23 protein-coding genes and 1 pseudogene are annotated in these 26,121 nt (G+C 68.1%); 13 read left to right on the top strand and 11 right to left on the bottom strand.

The features are described from left to right. Positions 1-140: 140 nt before the first annotated feature. Genes desII through DSC45_RS34615 form a run of 3 tightly spaced genes read right to left on the bottom strand, consistent with a single transcriptional unit; the run spans position 141 to position 3,606 of the window. A complete protein-coding gene (desII, locus tag DSC45_RS34605) occupies positions 141-1,607 on the bottom strand; it encodes a dTDP-4-amino-4,6-dideoxy-D-glucose ammonia-lyase (RefSeq protein ID WP_240435015.1) in 1,467 nt (488 codons plus the stop codon). 2 nt (positions 1,608-1,609) lie between these two features. After that, the gene (locus DSC45_RS34610; protein ID WP_119296014.1) at positions 1,610-2,821 is read right to left on the bottom strand and encodes an aminotransferase class I/II-fold pyridoxal phosphate-dependent enzyme; all 1,212 of its coding nucleotides are present in this window, start codon (positions 2,819-2,821) and stop codon (positions 1,610-1,612) included. Then, positions 2,818-3,606 (bottom strand): methyltransferase domain-containing protein, encoded by a 789-nt coding sequence (locus DSC45_RS34615; protein WP_205571496.1) that lies wholly within the window; start codon positions 3,604-3,606, stop codon positions 2,818-2,820. The genes DSC45_RS34610 and DSC45_RS34615 overlap by 4 nt, the downstream gene beginning before the upstream one ends. Before the next feature lie 63 nt (positions 3,607-3,669). Between DSC45_RS34615 and DSC45_RS36700 the strand changes: the two genes are divergently transcribed. From DSC45_RS36700 to DSC45_RS34635, 5 genes and pseudogenes are all read left to right on the top strand, one after another. Further along, positions 3,670-3,831 carry a hypothetical protein gene (locus DSC45_RS36700; protein WP_240435019.1) on the top strand — a complete coding sequence of 54 codons (162 nt, stop codon included), beginning with the start codon at positions 3,670-3,672 and terminating at the stop codon, positions 3,829-3,831. 25 nt (positions 3,832-3,856) lie between these two features. Continuing rightward, positions 3,857-4,138 (top strand): annotated as a pseudogene (locus DSC45_RS36705) (hypothetical protein); the annotation flags it as partial. A gap of 95 nt (positions 4,139-4,233) precedes the next feature. After that, positions 4,234-6,552: a 5-histidylcysteine sulfoxide synthase gene (ovoA, locus tag DSC45_RS34625; protein WP_119296017.1), complete on the top strand. Its 2,319-nt coding sequence runs from the start codon at positions 4,234-4,236 to the stop codon at positions 6,550-6,552. 102 nt (positions 6,553-6,654) lie between these two features. After that, positions 6,655-7,377 (top strand): class I SAM-dependent methyltransferase, encoded by a 723-nt coding sequence (locus tag DSC45_RS34630; RefSeq protein ID WP_119296018.1) that lies wholly within the window; start codon positions 6,655-6,657, stop codon positions 7,375-7,377. Beyond that, the gene (locus DSC45_RS34635; protein WP_119296019.1) at positions 7,359-8,792 is read left to right on the top strand and encodes a pyridoxal phosphate-dependent decarboxylase family protein; all 1,434 of its coding nucleotides are present in this window, start codon (positions 7,359-7,361) and stop codon (positions 8,790-8,792) included. The genes DSC45_RS34630 and DSC45_RS34635 overlap by 19 nt, the downstream gene beginning before the upstream one ends. A gap of 23 nt (positions 8,793-8,815) precedes the next feature. Here the strand turns inward: DSC45_RS34635 and DSC45_RS34640 are convergent, their stop codons facing one another. From DSC45_RS34640 to DSC45_RS34650, 3 genes are read right to left on the bottom strand one after another with little or no spacing between them, the layout of a single operon-like run. Further along, positions 8,816-9,796, bottom strand: a complete 981-nt coding sequence (locus DSC45_RS34640; RefSeq protein WP_119296020.1) for an NAD-dependent epimerase/dehydratase family protein — start codon at positions 9,794-9,796, stop codon at positions 8,816-8,818. Beyond that, entirely contained in the window at positions 9,796-11,145 is a 1,350-nt protein-coding gene (locus DSC45_RS34645) for a nucleotide sugar dehydrogenase (RefSeq protein WP_119296021.1), read from the bottom strand. The genes DSC45_RS34640 and DSC45_RS34645 overlap by 1 nt, the downstream gene beginning before the upstream one ends. A 27-nt stretch (positions 11,146-11,172) precedes the next feature. Then, positions 11,173-12,354, bottom strand: coding sequence for an acyl-CoA dehydrogenase family protein (locus DSC45_RS34650; protein WP_119296022.1), 1,182 nt, complete (start codon positions 12,352-12,354; stop codon positions 11,173-11,175). Between the two features lie 147 nt (positions 12,355-12,501). On the opposite strand from DSC45_RS34650, the gene DSC45_RS34655 reads away from it, so the two are divergent. From DSC45_RS34655 to DSC45_RS34685, 7 genes are all read left to right on the top strand, one after another. Next, positions 12,502-13,737 (top strand): cytochrome P450 family protein, encoded by a 1,236-nt coding sequence (locus tag DSC45_RS34655; protein ID WP_119296023.1) that lies wholly within the window; start codon positions 12,502-12,504, stop codon positions 13,735-13,737. Positions 13,738-13,818: 81 nt separating this feature from the next. Beyond that, the gene (locus DSC45_RS34660) at positions 13,819-14,262 is read left to right on the top strand and encodes an SgcJ/EcaC family oxidoreductase (protein WP_240435016.1); all 444 of its coding nucleotides are present in this window, start codon (positions 13,819-13,821) and stop codon (positions 14,260-14,262) included. A gap of 51 nt (positions 14,263-14,313) precedes the next feature. Further along, complete coding sequence (locus DSC45_RS34665) at positions 14,314-14,766, top strand: SgcJ/EcaC family oxidoreductase (RefSeq protein WP_119296025.1); 453 nt, start codon at positions 14,314-14,316, stop codon at positions 14,764-14,766. Between the two features lie 8 nt (positions 14,767-14,774). Next, on the top strand, positions 14,775-15,830 hold the full coding sequence (locus DSC45_RS34670) for a glucose-1-phosphate thymidylyltransferase (RefSeq protein WP_119296026.1): 1,056 nt from the start codon (positions 14,775-14,777) through the stop codon (positions 15,828-15,830). Between the two features lie 97 nt (positions 15,831-15,927). Further along, positions 15,928-16,680, top strand: coding sequence for a DUF2306 domain-containing protein (locus DSC45_RS34675; RefSeq protein ID WP_119296027.1), 753 nt, complete (start codon positions 15,928-15,930; stop codon positions 16,678-16,680). Beyond that, positions 16,677-17,348 carry an alpha/beta hydrolase gene (locus DSC45_RS34680; protein WP_119296028.1) on the top strand — a complete coding sequence of 224 codons (672 nt, stop codon included), beginning with the start codon at positions 16,677-16,679 and terminating at the stop codon, positions 17,346-17,348. Before DSC45_RS34675 ends, DSC45_RS34680 begins: the two co-directional genes overlap by 4 nt. 11 nt (positions 17,349-17,359) lie before the next feature. Then, positions 17,360-18,667 (top strand): activator-dependent family glycosyltransferase, encoded by a 1,308-nt coding sequence (locus DSC45_RS34685; protein ID WP_119296029.1) that lies wholly within the window; start codon positions 17,360-17,362, stop codon positions 18,665-18,667. A 59-nt stretch (positions 18,668-18,726) separates the two neighbouring features. On the opposite strand, the gene DSC45_RS34690 is transcribed toward DSC45_RS34685, so the two are convergent. Next, complete coding sequence (locus DSC45_RS34690) at positions 18,727-19,218, bottom strand: SgcJ/EcaC family oxidoreductase (RefSeq protein ID WP_119296030.1); 492 nt, start codon at positions 19,216-19,218, stop codon at positions 18,727-18,729. 151 nt (positions 19,219-19,369) lie between these two features. On the opposite strand from DSC45_RS34690, the gene DSC45_RS34695 reads away from it, so the two are divergent. Next, on the top strand, positions 19,370-20,941 hold the full coding sequence (locus DSC45_RS34695) for a GMC family oxidoreductase (RefSeq protein ID WP_119296031.1): 1,572 nt from the start codon (positions 19,370-19,372) through the stop codon (positions 20,939-20,941). Positions 20,942-21,080: 139 nt separating this feature from the next. Here the strand turns inward: DSC45_RS34695 and DSC45_RS34700 are convergent, their stop codons facing one another. The 4 genes from DSC45_RS34700 to DSC45_RS36710 form a co-directional block, all read right to left on the bottom strand. Next, positions 21,081-22,463, bottom strand: coding sequence for a fatty acid desaturase (locus DSC45_RS34700; RefSeq protein WP_119296032.1), 1,383 nt, complete (start codon positions 22,461-22,463; stop codon positions 21,081-21,083). Positions 22,464-22,633: 170 nt separating this feature from the next. Beyond that, positions 22,634-24,607: a KedN5 family methylcobalamin-dependent radical SAM C-methyltransferase gene (locus tag DSC45_RS34705; protein WP_346426701.1), complete on the bottom strand. Its 1,974-nt coding sequence runs from the start codon at positions 24,605-24,607 to the stop codon at positions 22,634-22,636. Positions 24,608-24,649: 42 nt separating this feature from the next. Then, entirely contained in the window at positions 24,650-25,855 is a 1,206-nt protein-coding gene (locus DSC45_RS34710; RefSeq protein ID WP_276145488.1) for a DegT/DnrJ/EryC1/StrS family aminotransferase, read from the bottom strand. 10 nt (positions 25,856-25,865) lie between these two features. Then, a partial coding sequence (locus DSC45_RS36710) for a hypothetical protein (RefSeq protein ID WP_240435017.1) occupies positions 25,866-26,121 on the bottom strand: 256 nt, incomplete at its 5' end.

The following is a 26,121-nucleotide window of genomic DNA, read 5'->3' on the forward strand; positions in this document are numbered from 1 at the left end:
GGGCCGCCAAGAGGCGACTGGCCCTAATACGCAAAGTGGCAGGGTCAGTTGAATTCGGTCAAGGCGCCGGCTGTTCAACTCATCTCCGTGGCCGAACGCCGTCAGCGTTCAGCTGCCGGTGTTCCGCAGCTGAACATGCTTCACCGGAGGAAGCCCCGGGCGTCCGCCCATCCGGCGGCCAGGTCGGATTCGGCCTGGTTCAGCCGGGCTGTGACCACCTGGTCGAAGCCGTCCAGGAAGAAGTGATCATCGGGCGCCGGCTCCACCCGCGCACCACTGGTCACGTACTCGTCGACCACCTGGGCCAGCGTGCTGCCCGGACCGACCCGGCCGGCGATGTATCGATGCGCACCCGCCAGGCCGGGGAACCCGGCCTCCCGGTAGAGATAGACGTCACCGCGAAGATCGATCTGCACCGATGCCTGCGGGTGCGCGGTCGGCCGCATCTCCTGGGGCGTGACCCGGATCAGCTCGGCTTCAGCGCCGGTGCGCAGGGTCTGCAGCGCGTACCCGTAGTCGATGTCGAGGAACGGGGTGCGGGCCGCCGCCTTCTCCGCGAAAGCGGCCAGGGCGTCCCGCAGCCCAGCGCGTTCCGCGGCGGAGACTTTGCCGTCGGGTCGGCCGCTGTAGTCCTCGCGCAGGTTCAGGAAGTCCACCGGGCACCCGGGGGCGGCACGGTCGAGTTCGGCGATGAAGTCGACGAGCCGGAGCAGCCGGTCCGCCCGTCCCGGCAGCACGAGGTAGCTCAGGCCGAGTCGTATCGGGGCTCCACTGGCGGCGCGCAGCCTCTGGAACTGCAGAAGGTTCTCGCGCACCCGGCTGAATCCGGGCTTGCCGGTGGTCGCGCAGTACTCATCGTCGTCGAGCCCGTAGAGCGAGGTGCGGATCGCGTCCAGTTCCCGCAGGCCGGGTTGGCGTTGCCAGGTCTGTTCGGTTAGCGCGAAGGCGTTGGTGTACAGGGTGAGCCGGAAGCCGCGAGCGGCGGCCCGGGCCACAAGCCCGCCCAGCTCCGGGTTGGTGAGCGGCTCGAGCCCTCCGGAGATGTACATCGCATACGGGTTGTCGGTGGGCATCTCGTCGATGACCGAGGCGAACATGGCGTTGCCCGTCTCCAGCTCCGAGCTCCGGTAGCGGGCACCGGTGACACGGACGCAGAAGTGGCAGCGGAACATGCACGTCGGGCCCGGATAGAGCGCGACGATCCGGGGAAGCACCGGCCGCTTCTCCAGCACGGCGTCAAATACGCCGTGCGACTCCAGCGGCAGGATGGTGTTTCCCCAGTACTTTCCCGCTGGCCCGTTCAGTACGGCTGAGCGGAGTGCGGGCACACTGGCAAAGCTCTTCAGGAGCGTGCGGAACTCCGCCCGTCCGGCGCCCAGTTCCCGACGGGCATCCTCGAGAGGTGTGAACGGGGCATTCCCGAAGCGGCGGGCCAGCCGGATGAGCTGTTCCGCCTGCCGGACGGAGCCGCCGACCGCGTCCGGCGCGGTGCGGATGAGCTCGGCGGCTGCGGCGGCAACGCCGGCTCCGGGCATCGCACAGCGCTCGACGGCCCCGGCCGCAGGTGCGGTGGCCAAGGCGTCCGAAGTGGTCACGCCGATGGTCATGACTACTGCCCCTCCGCTAGCGCCTGTTCGCGACGGCGGTCCGTCAGCCCCGGGCCGTGTGCCACCGCGAACCGTACGAGGGCGCACAGCCGGCGAATGCTCTCCGCGGAGACGGTGGACCCGGTGGGCAGGGAGAGCGTGCGCGACGCCAGGGCCTCGGTGCGCGGCAACTCGTAGGACGCCTGCGAGCGATACGGCTCGAGCTGGTGGCAGGGCGGGACGCCGATGGGCGGGGCCACCAGGGCGTTCTCGGCCCGGAGCAGCTCGAGCAGCAGGTCGCGTCCGATGCCCGCCTTGGTCTTGTCCACTTCCGCGATCACATACTGGTGGTTGCTCCGCTCCTGCTCGCCGCAGGGCCGGATGGTGACGCCCGGCACGCCGGCGAGCTCGGCGCGGTAGCGCTCATAGCGCGAACGGTTGCCCGCCGCTACGGCTTCGTACGCATCGAGGGAGGTCAGCCCCATCGCGGCGGCGGCCTCACTCATCTTGGCGTTGGTGCCACCCGCCGGGCTGCCGCCCTCGAGGCCCTTGCCGAAGTTGCCGAGTGCTCGCGCGCGGGCGGCAAGTTCACCGTCGTCGGTGACGAGAGCGCCGCCCTCGAAGGCGCCGACCACCTTGGTGGTGTGGAAGCTGAATGCCGTGGCCGCACCGAAGCCGCCAACTGGTCTGCCGTCCGCCGAACAGCCCAGGGCATGGGCCGCGTCGAAGAACAGCCACAGGCCGTGATCCGCCGCGATCTTCTCGAGTTCGGCCGCGGCGCACGGGTTTCCCCAGAGATGCACGCCGATGATCGCGGCGGTTCTGGCGGTGATGGCATCGCTGACCCGGGCCGGGTCGAGCTGCCCCGTGCGCTCGTCGACGTCGCAGAACACGGGGGTGAGGCCGAGCCAGCGCACCGCATGCGCCGTCGCGACGAAGGTCAGCGAGGGCATGATCACTTCGCCGGAGAGCTCCGCCGCCCGTACCAGCAGCTGCAGCGCACTCGTGCCGCTGCTGGTGGCCACACAGTGCCGGGTACCGGCCAGCTCCGCGATCCGCGCCTCGAACTCGCAGGTGAGCGGCCCGCCGTTCGAGAGCCATTGGTTGTCCAGCGCCCAGTTCAGTCGCTCGAAGAGACGAGTGCGGTCCACGGGAGTGGGACGCCCCACGGCGACAGGCTGCAAGAAGGCGGGCGGACCGCCGAAGAGCGCGAGATCGCCCGGGGTCCGCTTCATGACCGGGTGCCCACGAACAGCCCGCGGCCGAGCGAGCCGCCGTCGTCGAGGTACTCGACCTGGCAGCCTGCGGCGCGGAAGGCTCCCTCGTACTCGTCGCGCTCGAAGAGCGTCAGCGGATAGTCGTCAGTGATGTGCCACAGGCCCTCATCACGGTCCGACACGGCGAAGTGGACGGTCACCCGCGTCTCGTTGCCCTCCCTGGTCGTACGGGAGAGGCGGGCGACGGACCGGCCTTCCTCGGTGACGACCGCGCCTCCCACATACCCCTCCAGGAAGGTTTCCGGGAACCACCAGGGCTCGACGACGATGACGCCGCCGGGCTCGACATGACGGGCGAAGCACTTCAGTGCGGACTGCAGTCCCTCCACCGTCCCGACGTGGCCGATGGAACTGCCCAGACAGGTCGCCACGGAAAAGGAGCGCTCCAGGGAGAAGTCCCGCATGTCCCCCTCGTGCAGGGGAACTCCGGGGAGCTGGCGCCGGGCGACTCCCAGCATGCCGGCGGAAAGCTCCACGCCCTCCACGTGCCCGTACAGATTCCGGAGCGATTCCAGGTGCCTGCCGGAGCCGCATGCCACATCGAGCAGGGAGGAAGCCTCCGGAAATCTCTCACTGATCAATTTGGAGAGCTCTTCGGCCTCAGCCCCATAGTCCTTTCCGGTGCGTTCGTAGAATGCGGCATAGATTTCAGCGAATTTATCGTCGTACACGTGTACACCTCGCTGACCGTTTGCGCGTACTCGGCCATTCCTGTGGTTCCTGGCAGCACCTGACAGTGGCATCCCCGTATTGAAACCGGCATCTCCAGGATTGCGATCCTGCGGTGCCTGACGAAGAGGGACTGCATGATCAGCATCAAGTCGCTCGCGCTCGGTGCGGCCGCGCTCTGCCTGCTCGGAGCAGTGCCGCAGGTGGCCGCCGGCTCCGAGGAGGAGGACTGCACCAAGGACCTCGGCAGCACCTGGCAGCACCTGGCAGCGGTACAACGCCCCCTTCGATGCCCGTGACCTCGAAGGGGTCACGGACTTCTACCACCCATCCGCGGTGAAGATCGACCCGAGCGGTGACTATCACGACGGCAGACAGGCGATAGGGGAACTCTTCGGCGAACTCTTCCAGATGGAGTTCACGAGCGACTTCCAGGATGTCAAGCGCACCGTCGTCGGCTGGCGGACGGCCATGCAGGTCGTCAACTCCACGCTGACATTCCCCGAACTCGGCGACTACCAGGAGCGTTTTACGTCCGTACTCACCTTCACCCGCGACGCGGGTGAGTGGCGCGTTCTGGTCAACGCCGGTTCGCCGCAATCCTGAAGATGCCGCACCGCTGACGGGGCGAAACAGTCGGAGGGTCGTGATGCCTGACACTCAGTGAGAGGGGACAGAGCGTGGCAGCGGAGACGTGGGAAATGAATGTGACTGCGCACGCGGACAGCCGACTGAGCGGTCCGCGGGGCAACTGGTGGTTCACTGGAAAGGTTCCAGGCCTCGAAAACATCCCAGGAGTCGAGGCGAATGGTCAGATCACCTCGCTGGCGCTACCGGATCTGTCCACCTGTGATCAGCAGTCGGTATTGGATTACTTCGACAATACGTGGGCCCTCCAGGAGGTCCTTTTCGCAGGGCTGCAGACGGCGGAGGCGTTTTACCGGCCACCGATACACAATCTGCGGCACCCGATGATTTTCTACTACGGGCACCCTGCCGCTCTGTATGTCAACAAACTGCGGGTCTCCGGCTTGGTCGACGAGCCCGTGAACCCGTATCTGGAGCAAGTCCTGGAGACGGGCGTCGATGAGATGTCCTGGGACGACCTGTCGAAGAACGAGATGCTCTGGCCTTCGGTGTCCGAGGTGCACGCGTACCGGGCGTTGGTCCACGGCCTGGTACGCGGCATCATCGAGAAGACCGACTTCGCCGCTGAGCTGGGCCGGCCCGTGACCATGAAGGACCAGGCGTGGGCTCTGTTCATGGCCTTCGAGCACGACCGCATCCACCTGGAGACCAGCTCCGTACTCATCCGCGAGCTGCCCCTCCAGCTGGTCTCCCGCCACCCCGTCTGGCCGGCTCCCGCCCCGATCCGCCGCACCTCCTCCCGCGGGCGGCCCGACGCCCAGGCCGTTCCGGTGAACCGGATGGTCGCCATCGCCGGCGGCGAGGTGCAGTTGGGCAAGTCCGACTCCTTCCCCTCCTACGGGTGGGACAACGAGTACGGCAGCCGGACCCTCGACGTGGCCGACTTCGAGACCTCCCGCTTCCTCGTGAGCAACGGCGAGTACCACCGCTTCGTCGCCGACGGCGGCTACCGCCGCCCCGAGCTGTGGTCGAAGGAGGGATGGGAGTGGCGCTCGTTCCGCAACGCCAAGTGGCCGCAGTTCTGGGTGCCGGACGGCCCCAGCGGTCTGCACGCCTACCGGCTGCGCACCACCTTCGATGAGCTGGACATGCCGTGGGACTGGCCCGTATGCGTCAACTACCACGAGGCCAAGGCCTACTGCTCCTGGCTCGGCAGCATCGACTCCCGCGGCTACCGGCTGCCGACCGAGGCCGAACAGCAGTGCATCCGTGAATTGCCCTTGGTCCCCGGTACCGCCGACGACCCGGTGATGCAGTCGGACGGCGCCGACCTGCGCAGCCGAGGCGTCAACCTCAACCTCGCCTGGGGGTCCGAGGGCCCGGTCGACCACTCCCCCGCGACTTCTCAGGGGGTGCACGACACCGCGGGCAACCTCTGGGAATGGTCGGAGGACACCTTCAACCCGCTGGAGTCCTTCAGCGTGCACCCCTACTACGAGGACTTCAGCACCCCCTGCTTCGACGGCAAGCACCACATGATCCTCGGCGGCGCCTTCATCAGCACCGGCGACGAGGCCAGCATCTGGGCCCGCTTCCACTTCCGGCCGCACTTTCTCCAGCAGTCCGGCATCCGGCTGGTCACCTCCTCCCCCGACGCCGGCTCACAAGGTCCGTACGACAGCCAGGAGGTGCTCGACCGCTATCTCCTGATGCACTTCGCCGGCGCCGAGGACACCTTCGACGGCACGGACCATCTGCTCATGAAGGCGCACGGCTACCCGCAGCGCCTCGCACGCCTGCTGCTCCGCACGGCCGAGCGCAAGCAGGCGGATCTCGGCCGCGTGCTGGAACTCGGCTGTGCCGTCGGGGGCACCTCTTTCGCCCTCGCGGAGGGCGGGGTACGCAACGTGACGGGCGTCGACCTGAGTCCGCAGTTCGTCGACACCGCACAGCGGCTCGCCCGCGGCGAGTCCGTGCCCTACCGGCGGACCGACCAGGGCGAGAACGGCACCGGGCTCATCGCCTCGGCGCCCAGGCCAGCCGAGGGCTGCAACGCGGCGTTCCTGGTCGCCGACGCCTGCACCCTGCCGTGCTCGCTGGGGCACTTCGATGCCGTGGTCCTCGGCAACCTCCTCGACCGCGTCGCCGACCCCCGGGCTCTGCTACAGCAGTTCACCGAATCGGACGCGTTCCTCTCCTCCGGCGGGCTGCTCCTGGTGGCCACCCCGTGGAGCTGGCAGACCGCGTACACGGAGCCGGAGAACTGGCTCGGCGGCCGGCAGCAGACCGCCACCAGCGAGACCGAGTTCAGGAATCTGCTCAGCCAGGCCTTCGACGCCGTTGAGGAGACCGAGGAGCCCGGGGTGCTGCGCAACCACAAGCGGCACTTCGAGGTCTTCAGCGCGGACGTCTCCGTCTGGCGCAAGCGCTGATCTCTCCCGCCTGCCTCCCCGCGCTTCCTTCAAGCGGGCCGTGCCGCTTGAAGGAAGCTGTTTTCCTTCACCTTCCCGTCGAGAAGAAACCTGGAGCTTCGCATGTACGATCATGAAGTCGCCGAGGTCTACGACGAGGTCTACCGCGGCCGTGGCCGGGATTTCGCGTCCGAGGCCGAGGAGGTGCACCGGCTGGTCACGGAGCGCTGTCCCCAGGCCTCCTCACTGCTCGACGTGGCCTGCGGCACCGGAGCGCATCTGCGGTCCTTCGCCGATATCTTCAAGCATGTCGAAGGCGTGGAGCTGTCCGCAGGCATGCTGGGCGTGGCCCGGAGCGGGCTGCCCGGGGTGCCGGTGCACCAGGGAGACATGCGCGACTTCTCGCTGGACCGCCGCTTCTCCGTGGTGACCTGCATGTTCAGCTCCATCGGACATACGCGTACGACGGCCGAGTTGCGGGCCGCGCTGAGCCGCTTCGCCCGTCATCTCGAGCCCGGCGGCGTCATCGTCGTCGAGCCCTGGTGGTTCCCCGACACCTTCCTCGACGGCTATGTGACGGGCGATGTGATCAATGGGAACCGCCGGACCGTGGCCCGGCTGTCCCACTCCCGCCGGGAGGGGAAGGGCAGCTCGCGGGTCACCGTGCATTTCGCCGTGACCGACCCGGAAGCCGGACTCCACCACGTCACCGAGGAATATCCCGTCTCGCTCTTCGAGCAGGCCGACTACGAGGAGGCCTTCCGCGCCGCCGGCTGCCCGGCCGACTACATCACGGGCGGGCCGCACGGGCGTGGCTGGTTCGTGGCATGTGCTCCGACGGCATAGCGCCCGGGCCGGCGCTGCGCCCGGGGCTGGAGCCGCGGCCGGAGGAGCTGGCCGCACTGCTGGAGGCGGCCTCCTCCTTCGTCGCCGGCTTTGTCACCTCGATGGAAGAGGCTCCCGTCCCCGAACCCACCCCGCTCGGCTCAGAAGAGCTGACGGAGCTGCTCGCGCCCCCCGCGGAAGCGCCCGGCGAGTTCGGCCCGCTGTTGGAGACCTTCGGCGCGGCCGCCGCGCGGGCGACGGAAACCACAGGCCCCGACACCTTCGCCTACTTCCCCGGAGGCGGTCTGATCACCGGCGCCGTGGCCGAGCTGCTGTCCTGCACCGTCAACCGCTACACCGGGCTGAGTTCCATGGCTCCTGCCCTGGTGGCCATGGAGCAGAGCGTGATCAGGTGGCTCTGCGGCGAGTTCGGGCTGCCGGAAGCCACGGCAGGCGGCGTGATCACCACCGGCGCCTCCACGGGCACCCTCTCAGCGCTCCTCGCAGCGCGGGAGAGCCTGCTCGGCGGCCCGCCGCACACCGGCGTCATCTACGTCACCGAGCACACCCACCTGTGCGTGGCAAAGGCCGCCCGCATCGCGGGCTTTCCCCTCGAATCGCTGCGCACCGTCCCGGTCGACGGCCGCCAGCGCATGGACCCCGAGGCCGCCGAACGCCTGATCGTGGCCGATCGCGCGGCCGGGCGCACCCCCTTCCTGCTGGTCGGCACCGCCGGCACGACCAGCACGGGCGCGGTCGATCCACTGCGGCGGCTGGCGGCCACGACCCGTGCGCACCAGCTCTGGTTTCACATCGATGCCGCCTATGGCGGCGGCTTCCAGCTCACCGAGCGGGGCCGGGACCGGCTGGCCGGAATCGAGCTGGCGGACTCCGTCGTACTCGACCCGCACAAATCGCTGTTCCTCCCGTACGGATCGGGCGTGCTCCTGGTGCGCGATGCACGCCCGCTGCGGGCCGCCCACCGGGCCGATGCGGACTATCTGCAGGACCTCGACCGCACCGGCCGGCTGCTGCCGGACTACGCCGACTTGGGCACCGAGCTCAGCCGGGGGTATCGCGGCCTGCGGCTGTGGCTGCCCCTCCAGCTGCACGGAGTCGGCGCGTTCCGTACGGCCCTCGACGAAAAGCTGGACCTCGCCGACGTGGTCCATCGTGAGCTGCGCACCTTGCCCGGCATCGAGACACTCCCCCCGGACCTGACGGTGCTGGCCTTCCGTGCCTCCGGCGGCGACGCGGTGAACCAACGCCTGCTGGAGGCCGTCCATGCCGCCGGACGGGCCCGGCTGACCAGCACCCGTGTCCAGGGCCACCACACCCTGCGGCTGTGTGTGCTCAACCACCGCACGCACCGGACCCATGTCGATGCGGCGCTGAAGGCCGTGCGCCGGGCAGCGGAGCAGGTGTTGTCCTCCTGAACGAGGCTCAGCCTGCATGGGGCTCAGCAGGCGCCGCTGTCCGGCAGGGCGAGCCACCAGTCGGCGCCGCGGGCCCAGGCGACCGTGCGGGCCAGCCCTTCGGCCAGCGGGGTCCGGCATTCCCAGCCGAGCACCGACTGCGCTCTGCCGGTGCTCGGGACCCGCCGCGGGAGGTCCTCATAGGTGCGGCCCAGAGCGCTCCGGGTGTCCGTACCCTCCGGCACGGCCGAGCCCGTCAGCTCCGCGATCGCCGCCACCACTTCGCCGACCGTTGCCTCCGCATCGCTGCCCAGGTTGAAGCATTCGCCCACGGCACCGGGCTTGCCGGCGGCCAGCAGGGTCCCGTCCACCGCATCGTCGATATGGGTGAAGCAGCGCGTCTGCCGGCCCCTGTCGTAGATCACGGGAGAAAGGCCGTTGAGAGCGCGGTGGATGGACCGGCTGACGACGTACGCGGGTCGCTGGCGCGGCCCGTAGACGTTGAAGTAGCGCACGATCGTGGCAGCGAGCCCGTGCTGGGCGGCGAAGGCGTGCACCAAGTGCTCGGCCAGTGCCTTGCTCGAGGAATATGTCCACCGGCTCGCCGAGGTGGGGCCGAGCACGCGGTCGGCGTCCTCCGTCCAGGGGACGGCGGGATTCTTCCCGAAGATCTCGCTCGTGCTCGCCATGACCACCCGGACGTCCGCCCGGCAGGCCTGGTCCAGCACGTTCCGGGTGCCCGAGAAATTGATGTCGATGACGTCCAGCGGGCGGGCCAGATACTGGTCCACCCCGACGACCGCGGCCATGTGGTAGACCGAGTCCACGCCGGCGAGCGCCGCGCGCAGCCGATCCGGGTCACGGATGTCGCCCTCGACGAAGCGGACGTGCTTCTGGCCGGGGGCCGGGCGGCCCGGCGGCGGGGCGCCGTCGAGGACGGTCACCTCATCGCCCTGCTCCAGCAGCCGCTCGACCAGGTGGCCGCCTATGAATCCGTGGCCTCCGGTGACCAGGGCGCGTCCCATCAGGACCTCCCCAACCCGCGGTAGACGTGCCCCAGTGCGCGCAGTCCGGCGATCTGGTCCTTGGAGTAGTGGGCGCGGCCGTCCACGATCAGGCACGTCCGACGCACCGGCAGCGCCGCGTAGTCGAGGTCCTCCAGCTCTCTGTGGAGGGCCAGCACCGCGATGCAGTCCGCGTCCCGCACCGCGTCCTGCACTGTGCGTTCGGGGCGGGCGCCGAAGAGGCGGGCGGCGGCGTCGGCGTCCACCAGCGGGTCGTACGTGCGCACCGTGACACCCGCTCCCCGGAGGGCGCGGACGACGGGCAGGACGGGCGTGGCCCGCAGATCGCCGGAGTTGTTCTTGAAGGCCAGCCCCAGCACGGCGACGGTGGCGGTGTCCGGGTCCCGGCCCAGGTTCCGCAGCTCCGCCAGGATCAGCTGGGCGGTGTGCACCGGCATGGCGTCATTGACTCTGCGGGCGGTGGGTGCGGTGAGCAGATCCACGCCGCGCTGCCGGGCCGCGTGCCAGACCATCCAGGGATCCTTGGTCAGGCAGGAGCCGCCCACCCCGACGCCCGGCTGCAGAATGTTCACCCTGCCGTCGCCTTTGGGGATCGTGTTCGCCGCCTTGATCACGTCCAGCACATCCACGTCGTACAGATCACAGAAAAGGGCGAGCTCGCCGGCGAGAGCGATGTTGTGGTCGATCCACCAGTTGTCGGCCAGCTTGACGATCTCGGCGGACTCCATCGACGGCTGCGGGATCGTGTCCACCCCCAGCGCCCCGCGCCAGAAGTCCGCCGCTTCCCGGGTGCTCTTCTCGTCCAGCCCACCCACGACGATAGGGAGCGACCGCAGTTCCCGCAGCGCGGTCCCCTCCGCCAGCCGCTCCGGCGTGAAGGCCAGGGTGAAGTCCTCACCCCCCGTCAGGCCGCTCTTCTCCAGCAGCGGAAGCACCGTGTTCCGGGTCGTACCCGGCCCCACCGTGCTCTTGAGTACCACCAGCTGCCCTCGCCGCAGATACCGGCTCAGCTCGGCGCACACATCGCGCAGCTGGTCGTCGGCCAGGGAGCCGTCGTCACGGACCGGGGTGCCGACGGAGATCACCACGACGTCGGCCTCGGCGGTGCCGGCGTAGTCACCGGTCACCCGCAGTCGGCCGGACGCCATCCCGCGCTGGATGAGCTCCGGCAGACCCGGTTCGCTGATCGGGCAGTGACCGTCATTGAGTCCGGCGACGAGTTCGGCATCGGCGTCCACGCCGAGCACATCCAGGCCGCGGTCGGCCAACTGCGCCGCAAGGCACGATCCGACATATCCAAAACCGATGACGGCCACCCGCCGCAGTGGTCTGTCCGGAGGAACGCCCATGAATTCACTCCCAGTCCAGAAGTCTGTTCAGAGGTAGTGGGTATTGGGCGCCAGATCGCAGAGAATCCGCCCGTAGAGCTCGAGGTTGGTGTGCGGATGCATGATGGCGTGGAGGTTGACGGCCTGGACATCCCGCTCGATGCGCTGCACCGGGACGTCGGAATACATCGCGGAGGCGCCACCGGCGGTGGTGTAGATGTCCACGGCCTCCTTGACCAGCTGGCAGACCCGGCCCATGTCCACCCGGACCCTGGCCCGCTCCTCCACAGTCCACTCGCGTCCGCTCGTGTTCTTCTCGTCGATGAGGTCGGCCGCACGGAATGCATGAAACTCCGCCTCGTCCACGCGCATGGCGGCGTCAGCCGTCTGCAGGTGCGTCAGGGGGGCTTCCCGCCTGCTGCTGTAATCGGTGTAGGCGATGCCCCGTCCCGGCAGCCGTTCGAAGAACGCGTCCCGGCCGGCCCAGGCAAGCCCCAGGGCCATACCGGTCACCGTGGCACAGGCAGTCGGCAGCAGCGGCCCGCGGAAAATGGCCGAGCCGGCGTTGCTTTCGGAGGAATACCGCTCCTGCAGGACCGGCCCCATCGACAGCACCCGCTGCTGTGGCACGAAGACGTCACGTGCCGTGGTCGATACGCTTCCGGATCCGCACAGCCCCGCGACATGCCAGTCGTCCACGATCTCTAGATCGGACATCGGCAGCGCCAGCATGACCGGCTCCTTGCCGCCGTCCGGGCGCTCGAGCAGAGCCGCATTCATGTTCCACTTGCTGTGCAGGGCACCGGAATTGAACGACCATGTGCCGTTGACGAGCACTCCGCCCTCGACCGGCACGGCCAGGGCCGTCGGGCTGAGAATTCCGCACACGCGGGTGCCCGGCGCGGCGAATATTTCGTCCTGCACCGGGTCCGGGAAGAATCCCGCAATCCAGGTGCTGATCGACCAGACTGCCGCGGTCCACCCGGCCGACCCGTCTCCGCGGGCGAGTTCGGCGAGCACCTCGGAGACCGTGCGGGTGTCGGACTCGTAGCCGCCGTACCTGACCGGGACCCGCATGCGGAAGATGCCCGCATCCGTCATGGCCTCCACGACTTCGTCGTGCAGCCGGCGGTTCTCCTCCGCCCACAGCGCGTGCTTGCTCAGCAAGGGCGCCAGGTCCTTGGCTCGCGCGACCAGTTCCTGCCGCGACGGGGGTGCAGCGTCTGCCATCGGTTCCTCCCGGTAAAACGGGTCAGTTTCGCCCAGACCGTTTCACTCCGTCCGCCGACGCTGCATCTCTTCGGTTGCTACGACGCCCGTTGCCCGCTCCGCAATTCGGAAGATGCGTGCACGCTCGCGCCTTCCGACTATCCGGGGATGAGCGAAACCGACCTGCGCGGCGAAGAATTCCAAGCGAACCCTTACCCCTCATACGCCCGTCTGCGGCAGGCGGCGCCCGTCCAGAAGGTGTCGGGCCCCATGGGGCTGGACTCCTGGCTGATCACCCGCTACGACCTGGCCCAGGCGGCACTCCTCGACCCGCGGCTGTCCAAGGACCCGTCCCAGGCCCGGCTGTGGCTGCGGAACATGGGCGCCGGCTCCGGCGACGAAGGGCTGCTGGGTGCGAACATGCTCAACAGCGACCCTCCGGACCACACCCGCCAACGGCGACTGGTGAGCCAGGCGTTCACCCAGCGGCGGATCGAGAGTCTGCGACCGCGCGTCCAGCAGATCTGTGACCAGCTGCTCGACGGCCTGGCCGGTTCCGGCCGGCCCGACCTCGTCGCCGGCCTGGCGTTCCCCCTGCCGATCACGGTGATCTGCGAGCTGCTGGGTATCCCGGTGGCGGACCGCGAGAACTTTGGCGCCTGGACCCACATGGCGCTGTCCCCGCCGCAGTCGGAAGAGGCCGTGCTGCGGCGGAAGCAGGGCAACGCGGAGATGGAGCGGTATCTCACCAGGCTGATCGGCTCCATGCGCGCCACCGTCGACTTCACCCTCGCAGGCGACCGCCAGCCCAACCTGCTGAGTGCCCTGATCGCCGCCTGTGACGGTCACGACCGGCTCTCGGAGCGCGAGTTGATCGGCATGGCCAAGCTGCTGATCGTCGCAGGCCACAACAACACGGCCAACCTCATCGGCAATGGCATGCTCGCCCTCCTCCGCAACCCCGACCAGCTGGCACAACTGCGCGAGCATCCCGAGTTCCTGCCCTCCGCGATCGAGGAGCTGCTGCGGTTCGACGGACCGGTCGAGCGGGCCACGCCGCGGTTTGCGACCGAGGACATCGAGTTGGCCGGCGTCACCATCCCCAAGGGTTCCGCGGTCGCCGTCGTACTGGGCGCCGCCGACCGGGACCCCAGCCTTTTCCCCGATCCCGACCGGCTCGATATCCAGCGCACCGGCAGCGAGCATCTGGCATTCGGCCACGGCATCCACTTCTGTCTGGGCGCGGCGCTGGCCCGGATGGAAGGGCAGGTCGCGATCGGTTCGCTGCTGGCCCGTTTCCCGGTCATCCGCCTGGCCTGTCCGCAGGACGAGCTGCGGTGGCGGATCGGCGGCCCCAGCATCACCCGCGGCCTCGAGGCCCTGCCGGTGGCGCTCCGGTCCTGAGCAACCCGGAAGATGCGCCCCGCACCGCCCCGCAGCAAGGTTGCCCCCGACTGAATATCGCCAGGACGGCCAGGAGGAAATGTGAGTGCACTGGACGCCTATTACGGAGAGTTCACCAGCGACAAGGAGAAGGAGGTGCTCGGCGTGCCGCTGAAACTGGTGGCCGCCTGGGCGGAGAACGACGCCGACGGCGTGGCCGACGCCTTTACCGAGGACGGGGAAATGATTCTCCCCGGTGACGTCTACAAGACGAATCGCGAGGAGATCCGCTCCTTCATGGCCGCGGCCTACGCGGGTCCGTTCAAGGGAAGTGGCGTCACCGGGCAGCCGGTCGATGTGCGTTTCGCCTCGGACGACGTGGCGCTGATTCGTACGCACGGCGGGATTCTCGCCCCGGGAGAGACCGAGATCGCCCCTGAACTCGCGGTCCGCTCGACATGGGTGGTCGTCAGGCAGGACGGCACCTGGAAGCTCACCTCCTACCAGAACAGCCCCCGTGGCGCCGGCGCGACCCTGCGCTGGTGACACGCCGCACCAGCCCATTCCAACGGAACGTAAGAGAACAGGAGAACACCCATGTCCAACGCAGCGTCGCTGGTCGACCAGGCCAAGGAGTGGGCAGGCCACTACGGCTCGTTCGCCAACGGCACCGAGGGTGCCGTCCTCAGTGTTCCGCTGCGCTTCCGGGGCTGCTGGGAGCGTGGTGACGCCGACGACCTGGCCGGGATTTTCACCGAGAACGGGAGCCTGCTGCTGGGGGACGAGCAGCTCAAGGGCCGCGAAGAGATCCGCACGTACCTGACGGACCAGTTCGCCGGCCCGTACCGCGGGACCAGCGTCGTCGACGAACCGGCGAGTGTCCGCTTCATCGCCGAGGGCGTCGCCGTGGCGATCACCCGGGGTGGTTTCACGCAGCCGGGCGAGACGATCCCGGCACCGGAGCGCGAGGTCCGCACCACCTGGGTGATTGTGCAACGGGACGGCGAGTGGCAGCTCCTTGCGTACCAGAGCAGTCCCATCACAGGCTGACCACGGCGATGAAAGCACTGGTCCTCGCCGGCGGCTCAGGCACCCGGCTGCGCCCTCTCAGTCACTCCATGCCGAAACAGCTCGTGCCGGTCGCCGGCCGGCCCGTCCTGGAGTACGGCCTGGAGAGCCTGCGAAACGCAGGCATCCGGGACATCGGTGTCGTCGTCGGCGGCTGGGCCTCGGCCATCAAGGAGGCGCTGGGAGACGGCTCCCGCCTCGGTGTCCGGATCACCTATATCCGCCAGGAGCAGCCGCTCGGCCTGGCTCACTGCGTGCGGTTGGCCAAGCCGTTCCTCGGTGACAGCAATTTCGCGATGTTCCTCGGGGACATCGTCATGCCCGGCGGAATTGCCGGCTCGGCCGACGAGTTCCGTTCCACCCGCCCCGAAGCCCATCTCCTCGTCCGCCGGGTGGCCGATCCGCGAGCCTTCGGCGTGGTGGAGCTGGCCGGCAGGGCGGTGCGGCGGCTGGTGGAGAAGCCGCAGCAGCCGCAAAGCGACCTCGCGCTGACCGGCGTGTACTTCTTCACCCCTGCCATCCACCGCGCGGTCGACGCCATCGGGCCCAGCGCCCGCGGTGAGTTGGAGATCACCGACGCGATCCAGTGGCTGGTGGACCACGGCGCCGCCGTGACAGCTGAGGAATACGACGGGTACTGGCGGGACACCGGGGACGCGGTCGCGGTCCTGGACTGCAACCGCCACCTTCTCAGCTCCCTCAGCCGGTCCGTACGAGGTGACGTCGATGTCCGCAGCCGCCTGAGCGGCCGGGTGGTGGTGGAGCCGGGCGCCCACGTGGTCGCCTCCCGGATCACGGGGCCGGCGATCATCGGTGCCGGCACCTGCATCGAGAACTGCGTCATCGATGCGTACACCTCGATCGGCCGTGGCTGTCTGCTGAACGGCACCCGCATAGGCGGGTCGGTCGTGCTCGACGATGCGACGGTCTCCTCGGTTCCTCTGCTGCAGGACTCGATCATCGGGCGGGCCGCGGTGGTCGGACCGGCCAGCTCCCACCATCGGCTGGTGATCGGCGATCACACGCGCATCGAAATTGCCGCCTAGCAGGGCTTGGTGGCTGACAGACAGGGAATTTCACCTGGCTACGGTCGTCGGGCTGCCCGTGCAGCCCGGCGATCCTGCCCCAGCAGGAGAGTCACTTATGGCCCAGAACGCTGAAATCGGCGAGTTCACCGGTGCAGACACGCCTCCCCGGCAAGCGGCTCCTCAGCCGTGGATCGAGGAGCCGACGACGGCGCGTTCGTGGCTGACCCGTCCGTGGATGCTGCCACTCGCCTTGCTCGTCGCCTTCTTCCTCCTCATCAGCTGGCCGCGGTACCTGGGAATCGCTCCGGAACAGTCACTGATCCCGATCAACCCCGACTTCGCCGCCCATTACACGGTGCTTTGGCTGCACGTAGCCTTCGGGACCGTGGCAATCGTCACCGCGGTGCTGCAGGTCTGGCCGTGGCTGCGGCGCAGGCACCCGGCCGTCCACCGCGTCAGCGGCCGTGCCTACGTCTTCGCCGGGATCCTGCCCGCGGCACTGCTGTCGCTGGTCATCATGCCGTTCGGCACGCTCCAGGGCGCCGGTGCGGTGGGCACCACCCTATGGGCGGGGCTCTCTCTCGCCACGACCATCGCCGGGTTCCGCGCCGCGCGCCAGGGCCGATTCGCTGACCACCGGCGTCACATGCTCTACAGCTTCGCGCTGACCATGAGCGTGATGACCGGGCGTGTTCTGTTCAACGTCGCCTGGTACGGCGCCCCGCAACTGCCAGGATTCAGCGAGAGCCAGCTGCCGCTCGTGTCCCAACTGGCCGGGTTCTGGTTGAACTGGATACTCACCCTCGGCGTTACCTACCTTTGGCTGCGACGGAAGAACCGCACTTCCATGGAAGGACAGCAACTATGACGACCTTTGCCCTGATCCACGGCGCCGGCGACGGAGCCTGGAGCTGGCACCTAGTGGAGGCCGAACTCCTAGACCGCGGCCATGAAGTGGTAGCGGTCGACCTGCCCAGCGACGACGACGCGGCCGGGCTCACGCAGTACGCGGACACGGTGGTCGAGGCCATCGGCGACCGCGACTCCGTGGTGGTCGTGGGCCATTCCTTCGGTGGCTTCACCGCGCCGCTGGTCGCCGACCGTACCTCGGCCGACCTGCTGGTGCTGGTGGCCGGCATGATCCCCAAGCCCGGCGAGGCTCCGCAGGACTGGTGGGAGAACAGCGGCTTCACCGCACTCGACCAGGCGCAGTACGCGGACGACGACGGCACGGCCCAGTTCTTGCACGATGTTCCGCCGGAGCTGGCTGCCGAGGCGATGAAGCGGGAGCGGGCGCAGTCCCAGACCCCGATGGGTGTGCCGTGGCCCCTGGAGAAGTGGCCGTCCGTTCCCACGAAGCTTCTGATCGGCCGCGACGACCGCTTCTTCCCCCCGGAGTTCAGCCGCGGCGTGGCCCAGGAGCGGCTCGGTATCACTCCCGACGAGATCGACGGCAGCCACTGCGTTGCCCTCAGCCGTCCGAAGGAGCTGGCCGAGCGGCTGGTGCAGTACGCCTCCGAGTCCCAAGCGTCATAGCGAGGAGCCCTATGCGTGTCCTGTTCGTCACCTCTCTCAACCGATCACAGCTGTACCTCATGGCCCCGTTGGCGTGGGCGATGCAGACCGCCGGACACCAGGTGCGACTGGCGAGCCATCCTGAGCTGGCGCAGGACATCGCAGGGCTGGGACTGCTTCCCGTACCGATCGGGAAGTCGTCGGCGCATCTGAAGGAGGAACTGGCCGATGCCGAGCCCGAGAAGGAGCCGGAGGAGGCCGCCGGCACGGCTCTGGGCCGGCGGCAGCTCGGCGCGAAACCGGTGCAGTCCGACTACGGCTGGGACGACCCGCACGCCGAACTCGTGTCGATGGCAGAGGACTTCTTTCCGCTGCTCACCCCCGATGCCACCTTCGACGGGCTGGTGACGTATGCGCGCCACTGGCAACCGGACCTGGTCGTGTGGAATTCGATCAGCTTCGCCGGGCCGGTGGCCGCCCGTGCCTGCGGCGCCGCCCATGCCCGTCTGATGTTCGGGGTGGACGCGCTGGTGCAGCTCCGCAACGGAGTGGCCGCGGCGCAGCGGGCGAGCGGACAGAGCCTGCGCGACCCGATGCGCGACTGGCTGGAGCCGGTGCTCCGCCGGTACGACTGCACCTTTGACGAGGAGATGGTGGTGGGCCAGTGGACCATCGACCCTGCTCCGTCATGGATCCACCACCCCCAGGAGGTGTCCTACGTCCCGGTGCGCCCGGTGTCGTTCAACGGCCCGGTCACGTCCCCGGCTTGGGTGGACGAGCTGCCGGCTCGTCGGCGGGTCTGCCTCACCCTCGGCTTTTCCCACCGGGAGTCGCACGGCATCGAGGCCCCGGCCGGAGAGCTGCTCGAAGCTGTGGCGGATATCGACGCCGAGGTCATAGCGACCTTCAGCCGGGACCAGATATCCCCGGACATCACCGTGCCCGACAACGTCCGCGTGGTGGACTTCGTCCCGCTGAACACCCTGCTCCCGAACTGCTCGGCCATCGTGCACCACGGCGGGCCCGGCACCTTCGTCTCCGCCATCGAGCACGGCGTGCCGCAGCTCATCGTGCCCGGCACCTACTGGCACGAGAAGTGGTGGGGCCCGGTCGCCCACGCCAACGGGCTGGAGAGCCGCGGCGCCGGCGTCTATGTGGCGGACTCCGATCAGGTGACCGCCGAGCTCCTGCGCAAGGAAGTCATCCGCGTGCTGGACGACCCGTCGTTCAGCCAGAACGCGGACCGGGTGCGCAACGAACGGCTGGGCACCCCCGGTCCCAACGAGGTCATCCCGCTGCTGGAGAAGCTGACTCGCCGGCACCGCGCCGCCCGTACCTGAGCACACCAGGCGGAGGGCCCGGAGACGCGATGCGCGTCTCCGGGCCCTCCGCCTGCCGCTCAACTGATCGGACTGCTCTGGTGGGAGAGGAGCTGCGGCCCGTCACCGCCGTCCCCTCCTTCTCCTCTGACGATGACCCAGGTGGCGCGGATGCGCCGGTCGGGGGCGACGCCACTCGCTCCGGCGAGGACGATGCCGCCCTCGGTGACCACGGTCGCGACGTCGTCGCTGAGGAACCTGAGGGACAGCGGCCCTCCCTGTACATGCGCCCCCTGAAAGATGCCCCGGAACCCCTCGGCCATATAGGCGCGGATCTCTTCACGGCTCTTCAGCTGGTCATTTCTCATCAGCAGGCTGCCATTCGCGGCGAAACAGTCGGCGAACGCGTTGGCGTCGTTGCCGGCCCAGGCGGCCTGTATCCGGAGCGCCACAGAGAGCACTGCCTTCTCGTTCTCGGAGTCGAAGGTCCGGTAGTACGACGTATCCTCCTCCACCCCGGCAGCCTTCAGTATCCGTGTCGCATTTCCCCACCGCGTCGCCGTAGCGGGCATGTTGGTTCTCCTTCTGTCTGCTGTACGGCTGATTGAGTACCCCATCGTCACAAGTGCGGCGCCGGCTTACGTCTTCTGAATTGCGCATCCCAGGAGAAGGGCATTCCCTTGCCACGCGTCACGCTTGGGGTAATCACCCAAGGAGGAGTTCATGTACGACTACGTCATCGTTGGCGGCGGCTCTGCGGGCTGTGTACTCGCGGCCCGGCTGAGCGAGGACCCGGATATCAGGGTCTGCCTGGTGGAAGCCGGTCCCATGGACAGCGCCGAGCAGATACACATTCCGGCCGCCTTCGCCAAGCTCTTCCGCACCCGGCTCGACTGGGACTACGACTCCCACGACGAGCCGTACATGAACCGCCGTCGTGTCTACCTTCCGCGCGGCAAGGTGGTGGGCGGGACGAGCTCGATCAACACCCAGATCTACATCCGGGGCAACCAGGCGGACTACGACGCGTGGCAGCAGCCGGGCTGGAGTTTCGACGAACTGCTCCCCTACTTCAAGCGCTCCGAAGGGAACGAACGCGGCCCGTCCCGCTTCCACGGCGCCGACGGCCCGATGGCAGTCTCCGAAGGACGGGCCGGCAATCCGATGTCGACGGCGTTTCTGGAGGCTGCCACAGCGGCCGGTTACCCGGCCAACGACGACTTCAACGGCTCGGAGCAGGACGGCTTCGGCGCCTTCCAGCTGACCCAGCAGAACGGAATGCGGGTCAGTACGGCCACCGCCTTCCTGCACCCGGCGCTCAGCCGGCCGAACCTTACCGTCGAAACGAACGTGCAGGTCCACCGAGTTCTCTTTGAAGGAAGCCGGGCCGTCGGCATCACCGGTCACCGGCTGGACGAGGAGGTCACCTTCCGCGCCGAGCGCGAGGTCGTACTCTCAGCCGGCACCTACAACTCGCCGCAGCTGCTGATGCTCTCCGGCATCGGCCCGGCCGGCATGCTGAGGGCTCTCGGGCTGCCCGTCGTACTCGACCAGCCCCAGGTGGGCCAGAACCTCCAGGACCACGTCCTGATCCCGCTGATCTACCCGCATGAACACCCCATCAGCATGCTGGCTGCCGGACAGCCCGAGCACATTGAGCAGTTCCAGACGGAGGGACGGGGCCCGCTGACCTCCAACGGGCCCGAGGTCGGCGGCTTCGTCCGCAGCGACCCCGGCCTGCCCGCGCCCGATCTCGAGTACCTCGCCGCTCCGGTCATGTTCGTCGACAACGGGCTGGGCGTTCCCGACCGGCACGCGCTCACCTTCGGCCCGTCCCTGCTGACCCCGCGCAGCCGCGGCTCCGTCTCGCTCGCTTCCGAGGACCCGACCGCGAAGCCGAGGATCGTCCACAACTACTTCGCGGAGAACGACGACCTGCGGACGGCGGTGACCTCGCTGCGGATCGGCCTCGATATAGCCAACCAGGTGGCACTGAAGCCGTACACGAGCGACCCCTTCCGCCCGCCGGCCTCCACGTCCGACGCCGACCTGCGCGCGTACACCCTCCGCTACGCTCACTCCATCTTCCACCCGACGTCCACCTGCGCCATGGGATCCGTGGTGGACGAGCAGCTTAGGGTGACGGGCGTCGACGGACTGCGGGTCGTCGATGCCTCGGTCATGCCGACGGTGGTGCGCGGCAACACCAACGCCCCCGTCATCGCCATCGCCGAAAAGGGCGCCGATCTCATCCGGGGCCTGCAGCAGCCGGCCGAGACGACCGACGACGCCTAGGCAGCTCAGCCTGCGCGCCGGACGGCGGGCAGCCGTTACGCAACGAAGCTCCGTTGGGCGGGTGACCTTCCCAAGTCAACCCCGCTCAACGGAGCTTCGTCGTGCCACCAGTCTGCCAATCCCGCCCCGATACCGGGGATCAGGTCAGAGGCGCCTTCTGGTCTTCGGCAAGCCGCGGCGACTCTGAAAGCAGGTCGGCGGGCGAGCTACGATCCGGGCCGGTCGGCACGGAACGTACCCGCGCGAGGAGGCGCCGCACCGCCCGCGTCTGCTGGTCGTCCAGCGCGGGATCCGGCAGCGGGGCCGCAGACATCCTGGTGAAGACGCGGTTCATGGCCTCGCCGAGGGACCAGGCGTGCGTGTGCGGGTATTGCGCGAAGCCCGGGCATCCGTCCACGACGTGCTCGAAACGCTCGTACGTACTCCTCGTCCAGTCCTCGGTGCGCGGATGCCGGTGATGATGGTCGTGCGGGCTCGAGTCGCTGGGCAGCACCGCGACACGCACGACCAGGTGATAACCCACCAGCCGCAGCCACCACAGGCCCCAAGCCCCGATCCGCCGGCCAGTCGGCAGCGTCGGCGCAGGCGCCTCGTCCAACAGGAAACGGCTGTGCACCAGCAGCACCATGCGCAGCCGCGCCGGCGCGTCGAGCAGCGTGCCCCAGTGGTGTTCGCTGAACATCCCTAGCAGCCCGGTCACGTTGAACACCACGAACATCGGCACGACATACGCGAGCAGCAGCTCCGGGACGAAGCCGAACCAGTACGCGCCGGCGACCAGGGACGCCGCGAACGTCCACAGCGCGGCCTTGCGGTACCACGGCTCCCCGCGCTGCCAGTCGAACAGCCGATAACGCACATAGAGCACGTAGGTCCAGGGCGAAAGGATGAGGTAGGCCAGGCGCCGGTAGTAGAAGGACTTCGGCATACCGGTCGGGAACCCCAGGTCGAGGAGAGGGGCTTCCACGTCCTGGTAGGTGCACATCGCACGCGTGTGATGGCTGCGGATGTGCTGCTCGCGGTACGACTCCAGCGAAGACGAGAAGGACATCAGCGACACGCTGAATGCCAGCACCTCGTTGACCCGACGCGATCTGAACAGCGTGTCGTGCGTCGCGTGGTGGAAGATATTGAACAGTGCCCAGCCGCGCCCGGACAGAATCAGCCACTGGAAGGGCAGCAGCCACCATAAGTGCGCGGAGACCGCCAGAACGCCGGCTGCGACGGTGAGTATGAAGCCGCCGAACGCCTCGACCGTATAGCCGAGCCGACTCCGGTGCACCAGCGGCTTCTGGCCGAGGTGCGGGCAGCCGCTGATCCAGGTGACCACGGCCTCGAGCAACGTCGCCGCTGGACGCGGGAAGGTCCTTTGAATGGCACTGCTCACCGACTCGCGTACTTCGGTATTGACATTGCGCGGCTGCTCTATGAAGGCGACGCGCCCCGCCTTGATCTCGGATTCCGGCTCATTGGCCGTAATCGACTCGAACGGGTTCCAATGTCCAGTAGAATTGACGCCCATTCCAAAAGGCTAGCAAGCCGAACGCCCGCCCACAAGGGGTGGATTGACGTTCATCGGCAATGCACTCCTGAAGAATCACTCGCCTTCAAATTGCACGCAAACACACCAGCACGACCGCCGAGCCCCTTATCGAGTTCGGCCCGACGGTCATCCGCTATGCGGTGCAGCGCTCAGCCGCAGTTGCTTTCCCGCTTCAGCGTCGCGTACGGATCTTCGGTGGGCTCGCCGGCGAGTTCGGTGCCGCTGAAGAACTCGCTCTTTGTGTAGCCCATGAAATGCACGATCTCCTCGCTGTTGGTGGTCGTCGTGAACTGCTCGACCCCGAGCCGGTAGTACAGATCGAAGCTGACTTCCAGCGGCCGCAGATCCGGCTCCTCCCCCGCCCGTAGCCGGGACAGGATGCTCAACACGTCGTGGGCGAACGTCACTTCCGACCGCACGACGTGGTCGTCCTCACCGATCCGGAACACGGTGCAGTCGTCCGGCAGTTCGCTGCCGTCCTGGCGGTACACCGGCTGGGTGAGGAGGTCGTATTCGAAGATGTCGTCGAGTACGTGCACGTGCTCTGCCGGCAGCTGCGGCCGGATTGCCTCGCTCCACCAGCGTCGCAGCAACCGCTTCGCCTCCGGCTCACGATAGAGGTAGTCGATCGCCGAGCCGGGCGCCTCGGTTCCGATCGTCACGGCCTCGCGGAGCGGGATCGCGGCTTCGTCGCCGGTGCGCTGGATCCATTCGTCCATCGTCCGCAGCACCTGGGACTGCCGTATCCCACCAAGCGTCCGCAGGCCCGTGAAGGTGTGCCGGAAGACGGCCGCGTCGGCCAGTACCCGGCTCCAGAAGAGGAAGCGCTGCATGCGCTGGTTGTCGGCCATGGTCATCGTGTTGTGCGCGAGTACGTACTCGAAGTCGTCGTGGTCGCCGCGCACCGAGACGATCCCGTACTGGTCCTTCTTCTCCGAGTAGTCCGTGTTGGGCAGCAGGAGGATCGGGTAGACCGCGATCCGGGAAACGTAGTGCGCCAGCCGGTCGTATCCCTCGAGGAACGATTCGACGGTCTCTCCGGGGGCACCCCAGATGAGTTCGGCGTAGCACTCCAGGTCCTCGGCGTTCAGCCAGTTGACGAGGTCCTCCCACTGGTTGACCTTCATATTCTTGCGGTTCATGAGCGCCAGCGCCTCAGGGTTGAGCGTCTGGAGCGCCAGCGTGAAGGAACTGCGCAGCCCCGCGTCCTTCATCTTCCGGACGATGTTGTAGAAGACCTTGGACTTGTTCTTTGCCCAGGAACTTTCCAGCGCCCGCGGATAGCCTGTGCGCTTGCGGACCTCGATGACGTCGTCGATGAACTCCTCATCGATCGGCATCAGGCCGAAGTTCGCGTCGCACAGACAGATGGTGTGCACCTTCAGGCTTGCGTAAAGCTCCAGCTCTTCCCGGAGCCGCTCCCTGGAGAAGGCACGGACCCGCTGCCCTATCGCGCCGCCCCAGTAGCAGAAGGCGCACTTGTACGGGCAACCCCGGTTGGTCTCCATCAGGGCCACGTCATAGCGGAAACCGCCGTCGGAATGGGTCAGCTCCAGCGCGCCGGACAGGGCCGGCGAGGGGATGATGTCCAGGTCTTGGATGCGGTCGCGCGGATCGGTGGTGACGATGGTGTCGCCGCCCTCGCGGTAGGAGATGCCCTGGACGCCGCCGAGAGCGCGGGGGGAGCAATCGTCCAAGTACCGGACGAGCAGGTCACGGAAGACCAGTTCGCCCTCGCCATTGACGATCACGTCGACCTCGGGATACATCCCGAACGTTCTGGTCGCCTGGTCGGCGACGTGCGTACCGCCGAAGACCGCCCAGCCGTACGGGTTGAGCTGCTTGAACGTCTCGACCAGCGACCCGAAGGTGCGGAAATTCCAGCCCGTCACCGAGCAGGCCAGGATGTCGGGCGGGCCGTCCGCGAATATTTCGTTGGCCATCTTCGTGAGGGTGATGCCACCGCGGTAGTTGATGATCTTGATGTCGAATGCGTCGCGGAGCCGGTCGTCCGCCAGCGCGGTGGCCTTTAAATAGCCGGCCGCCAGCGGCATCGATTCCATGGGCATGTCCCAAATGCCTTGTTGCACAAGATAGACCGAGATCTTCTCATCATGTCCCACGGCTGCTACTCCCTCTTATTGCGTGCCGCGCAAATGAATCCCTCATTCAGGGTGGCGATGCGCGGGCTCGGGAGCATCTTCGAGAATGCGAATAAGTGTCGAAACAACGGCTTCTATCTGATCGGCGGGCATGTGCGGCCCGATGGGCAGGCTCAGCACTTCCCCGGCGAGGCGCTCGGTGAGGGGAAGCGGCCCGGTCACCGTCCCCGAATACGCCGGGGAGCGGTGCACGGGCACCGGATAATGGATCATCGTGTCGATCCCCTTCTCCGCCAGCCGCCACCGCAGTTCCTCCCGGTGCACGGAGCGGATCACGAACTGATGCCACACGGGCTCCGCCCAGGGTGCGGTCTGCGGCAGCACCAGCTCCCACGGGCCGACGGGGCGGGCCATCTCCCGGTGGTAGCGGGCGGCCACGGCCGCCCGCCGGGCGTTCCATTCGTCCAGTCGCGTCAGCTTGACCCGCAGAATTGCCGCCTGCAGCTCGTCGAGGCGGGAGTTCGTGCCCTGGACCTCGTGGTGGTACTGCGTCCGCGAGCCGTAGTTCCGGAGCATCCGGATCCGCCGGGCGAGGTCCGCGTCCGAGGTGACCACGGCGCCGCCGTCGCCCATCGCCCCAAGGTTCTTGCTCGGGTGGAAGCTGAAGGCGACGGGGGCGCTGCCGGCACCTACGCGCAGACCGCGGCACCGGGCGCCGGTCGCCTGCGCGGCGTCCTCCACCACCAGCAGGTTGTGCCGGACCGCGACGGCCGTGACGGCCGCCAGGTCGGCCGGGTGCCCGTAGAGGTGGACCGGCAGGACCGCCCTGGTGCGGGACGTGACGGCGGCTTCGATCGGCGCGGGGCCCAGGGTGTACGTGCCCGACTCCGGCTCCACCGGCACCGGCCGGGCCCCCACCGCGGTGACGGCCAGCCAGGTCGCGATGAAGGTGTGCGCGGGCACGATGACCTCGTCACCGGGGCCGATTCCGTGGGCGCGCAGGATGAGCTCCAGCGCATCGCAGCCGCTGCCGACCGCCACGCAGTGGGCGCCGCCGCAGTACGCCGCGAACTCCGCCTCAAAGGACTCGACTTCGGGACCGAGCAGATAGCGCCCGGAGCGCATCACCCGCTCCCAGGCCGCGTCGATCTCGGCCTTCAGCTCCACGTAGGACGCGTGGAGGTCCACGAACGGCGCTTTACCTTCCTGCGGGTTCACCGTCTCATCATGGCGGCGCGCAGCGGGCTGGCCATCTTCGAGCGTGCGCACCTTGCGCTGACTACCCGGCCTCGGGGTACGGCGCTGTGTCCACAGAAATGACGGACACCAGAACTTGGACCAGGGCTTCGGCGGATTCACGCGCCCCGGCCGTGCTGTAGATGAATGCGGCAGCCGCTGCGGATTTCCTATCGGCGCACTCGCCAAGCGAGTCGAAATCCACCGCGCCGGCCTCCGGCGCGCTCTCATCGTCAATCGGCGAGATAATGAATGCCTTTCCCACGGCCGAGTTCCTCGCCGGGGTGGATGACGCGCTT

The organism is Streptomyces sp. YIM 130001 (assembly GCF_003574445.1).
Taxonomy (GTDB): domain Bacteria; phylum Actinomycetota; class Actinomycetes; order Streptomycetales; family Streptomycetaceae; genus Streptomyces.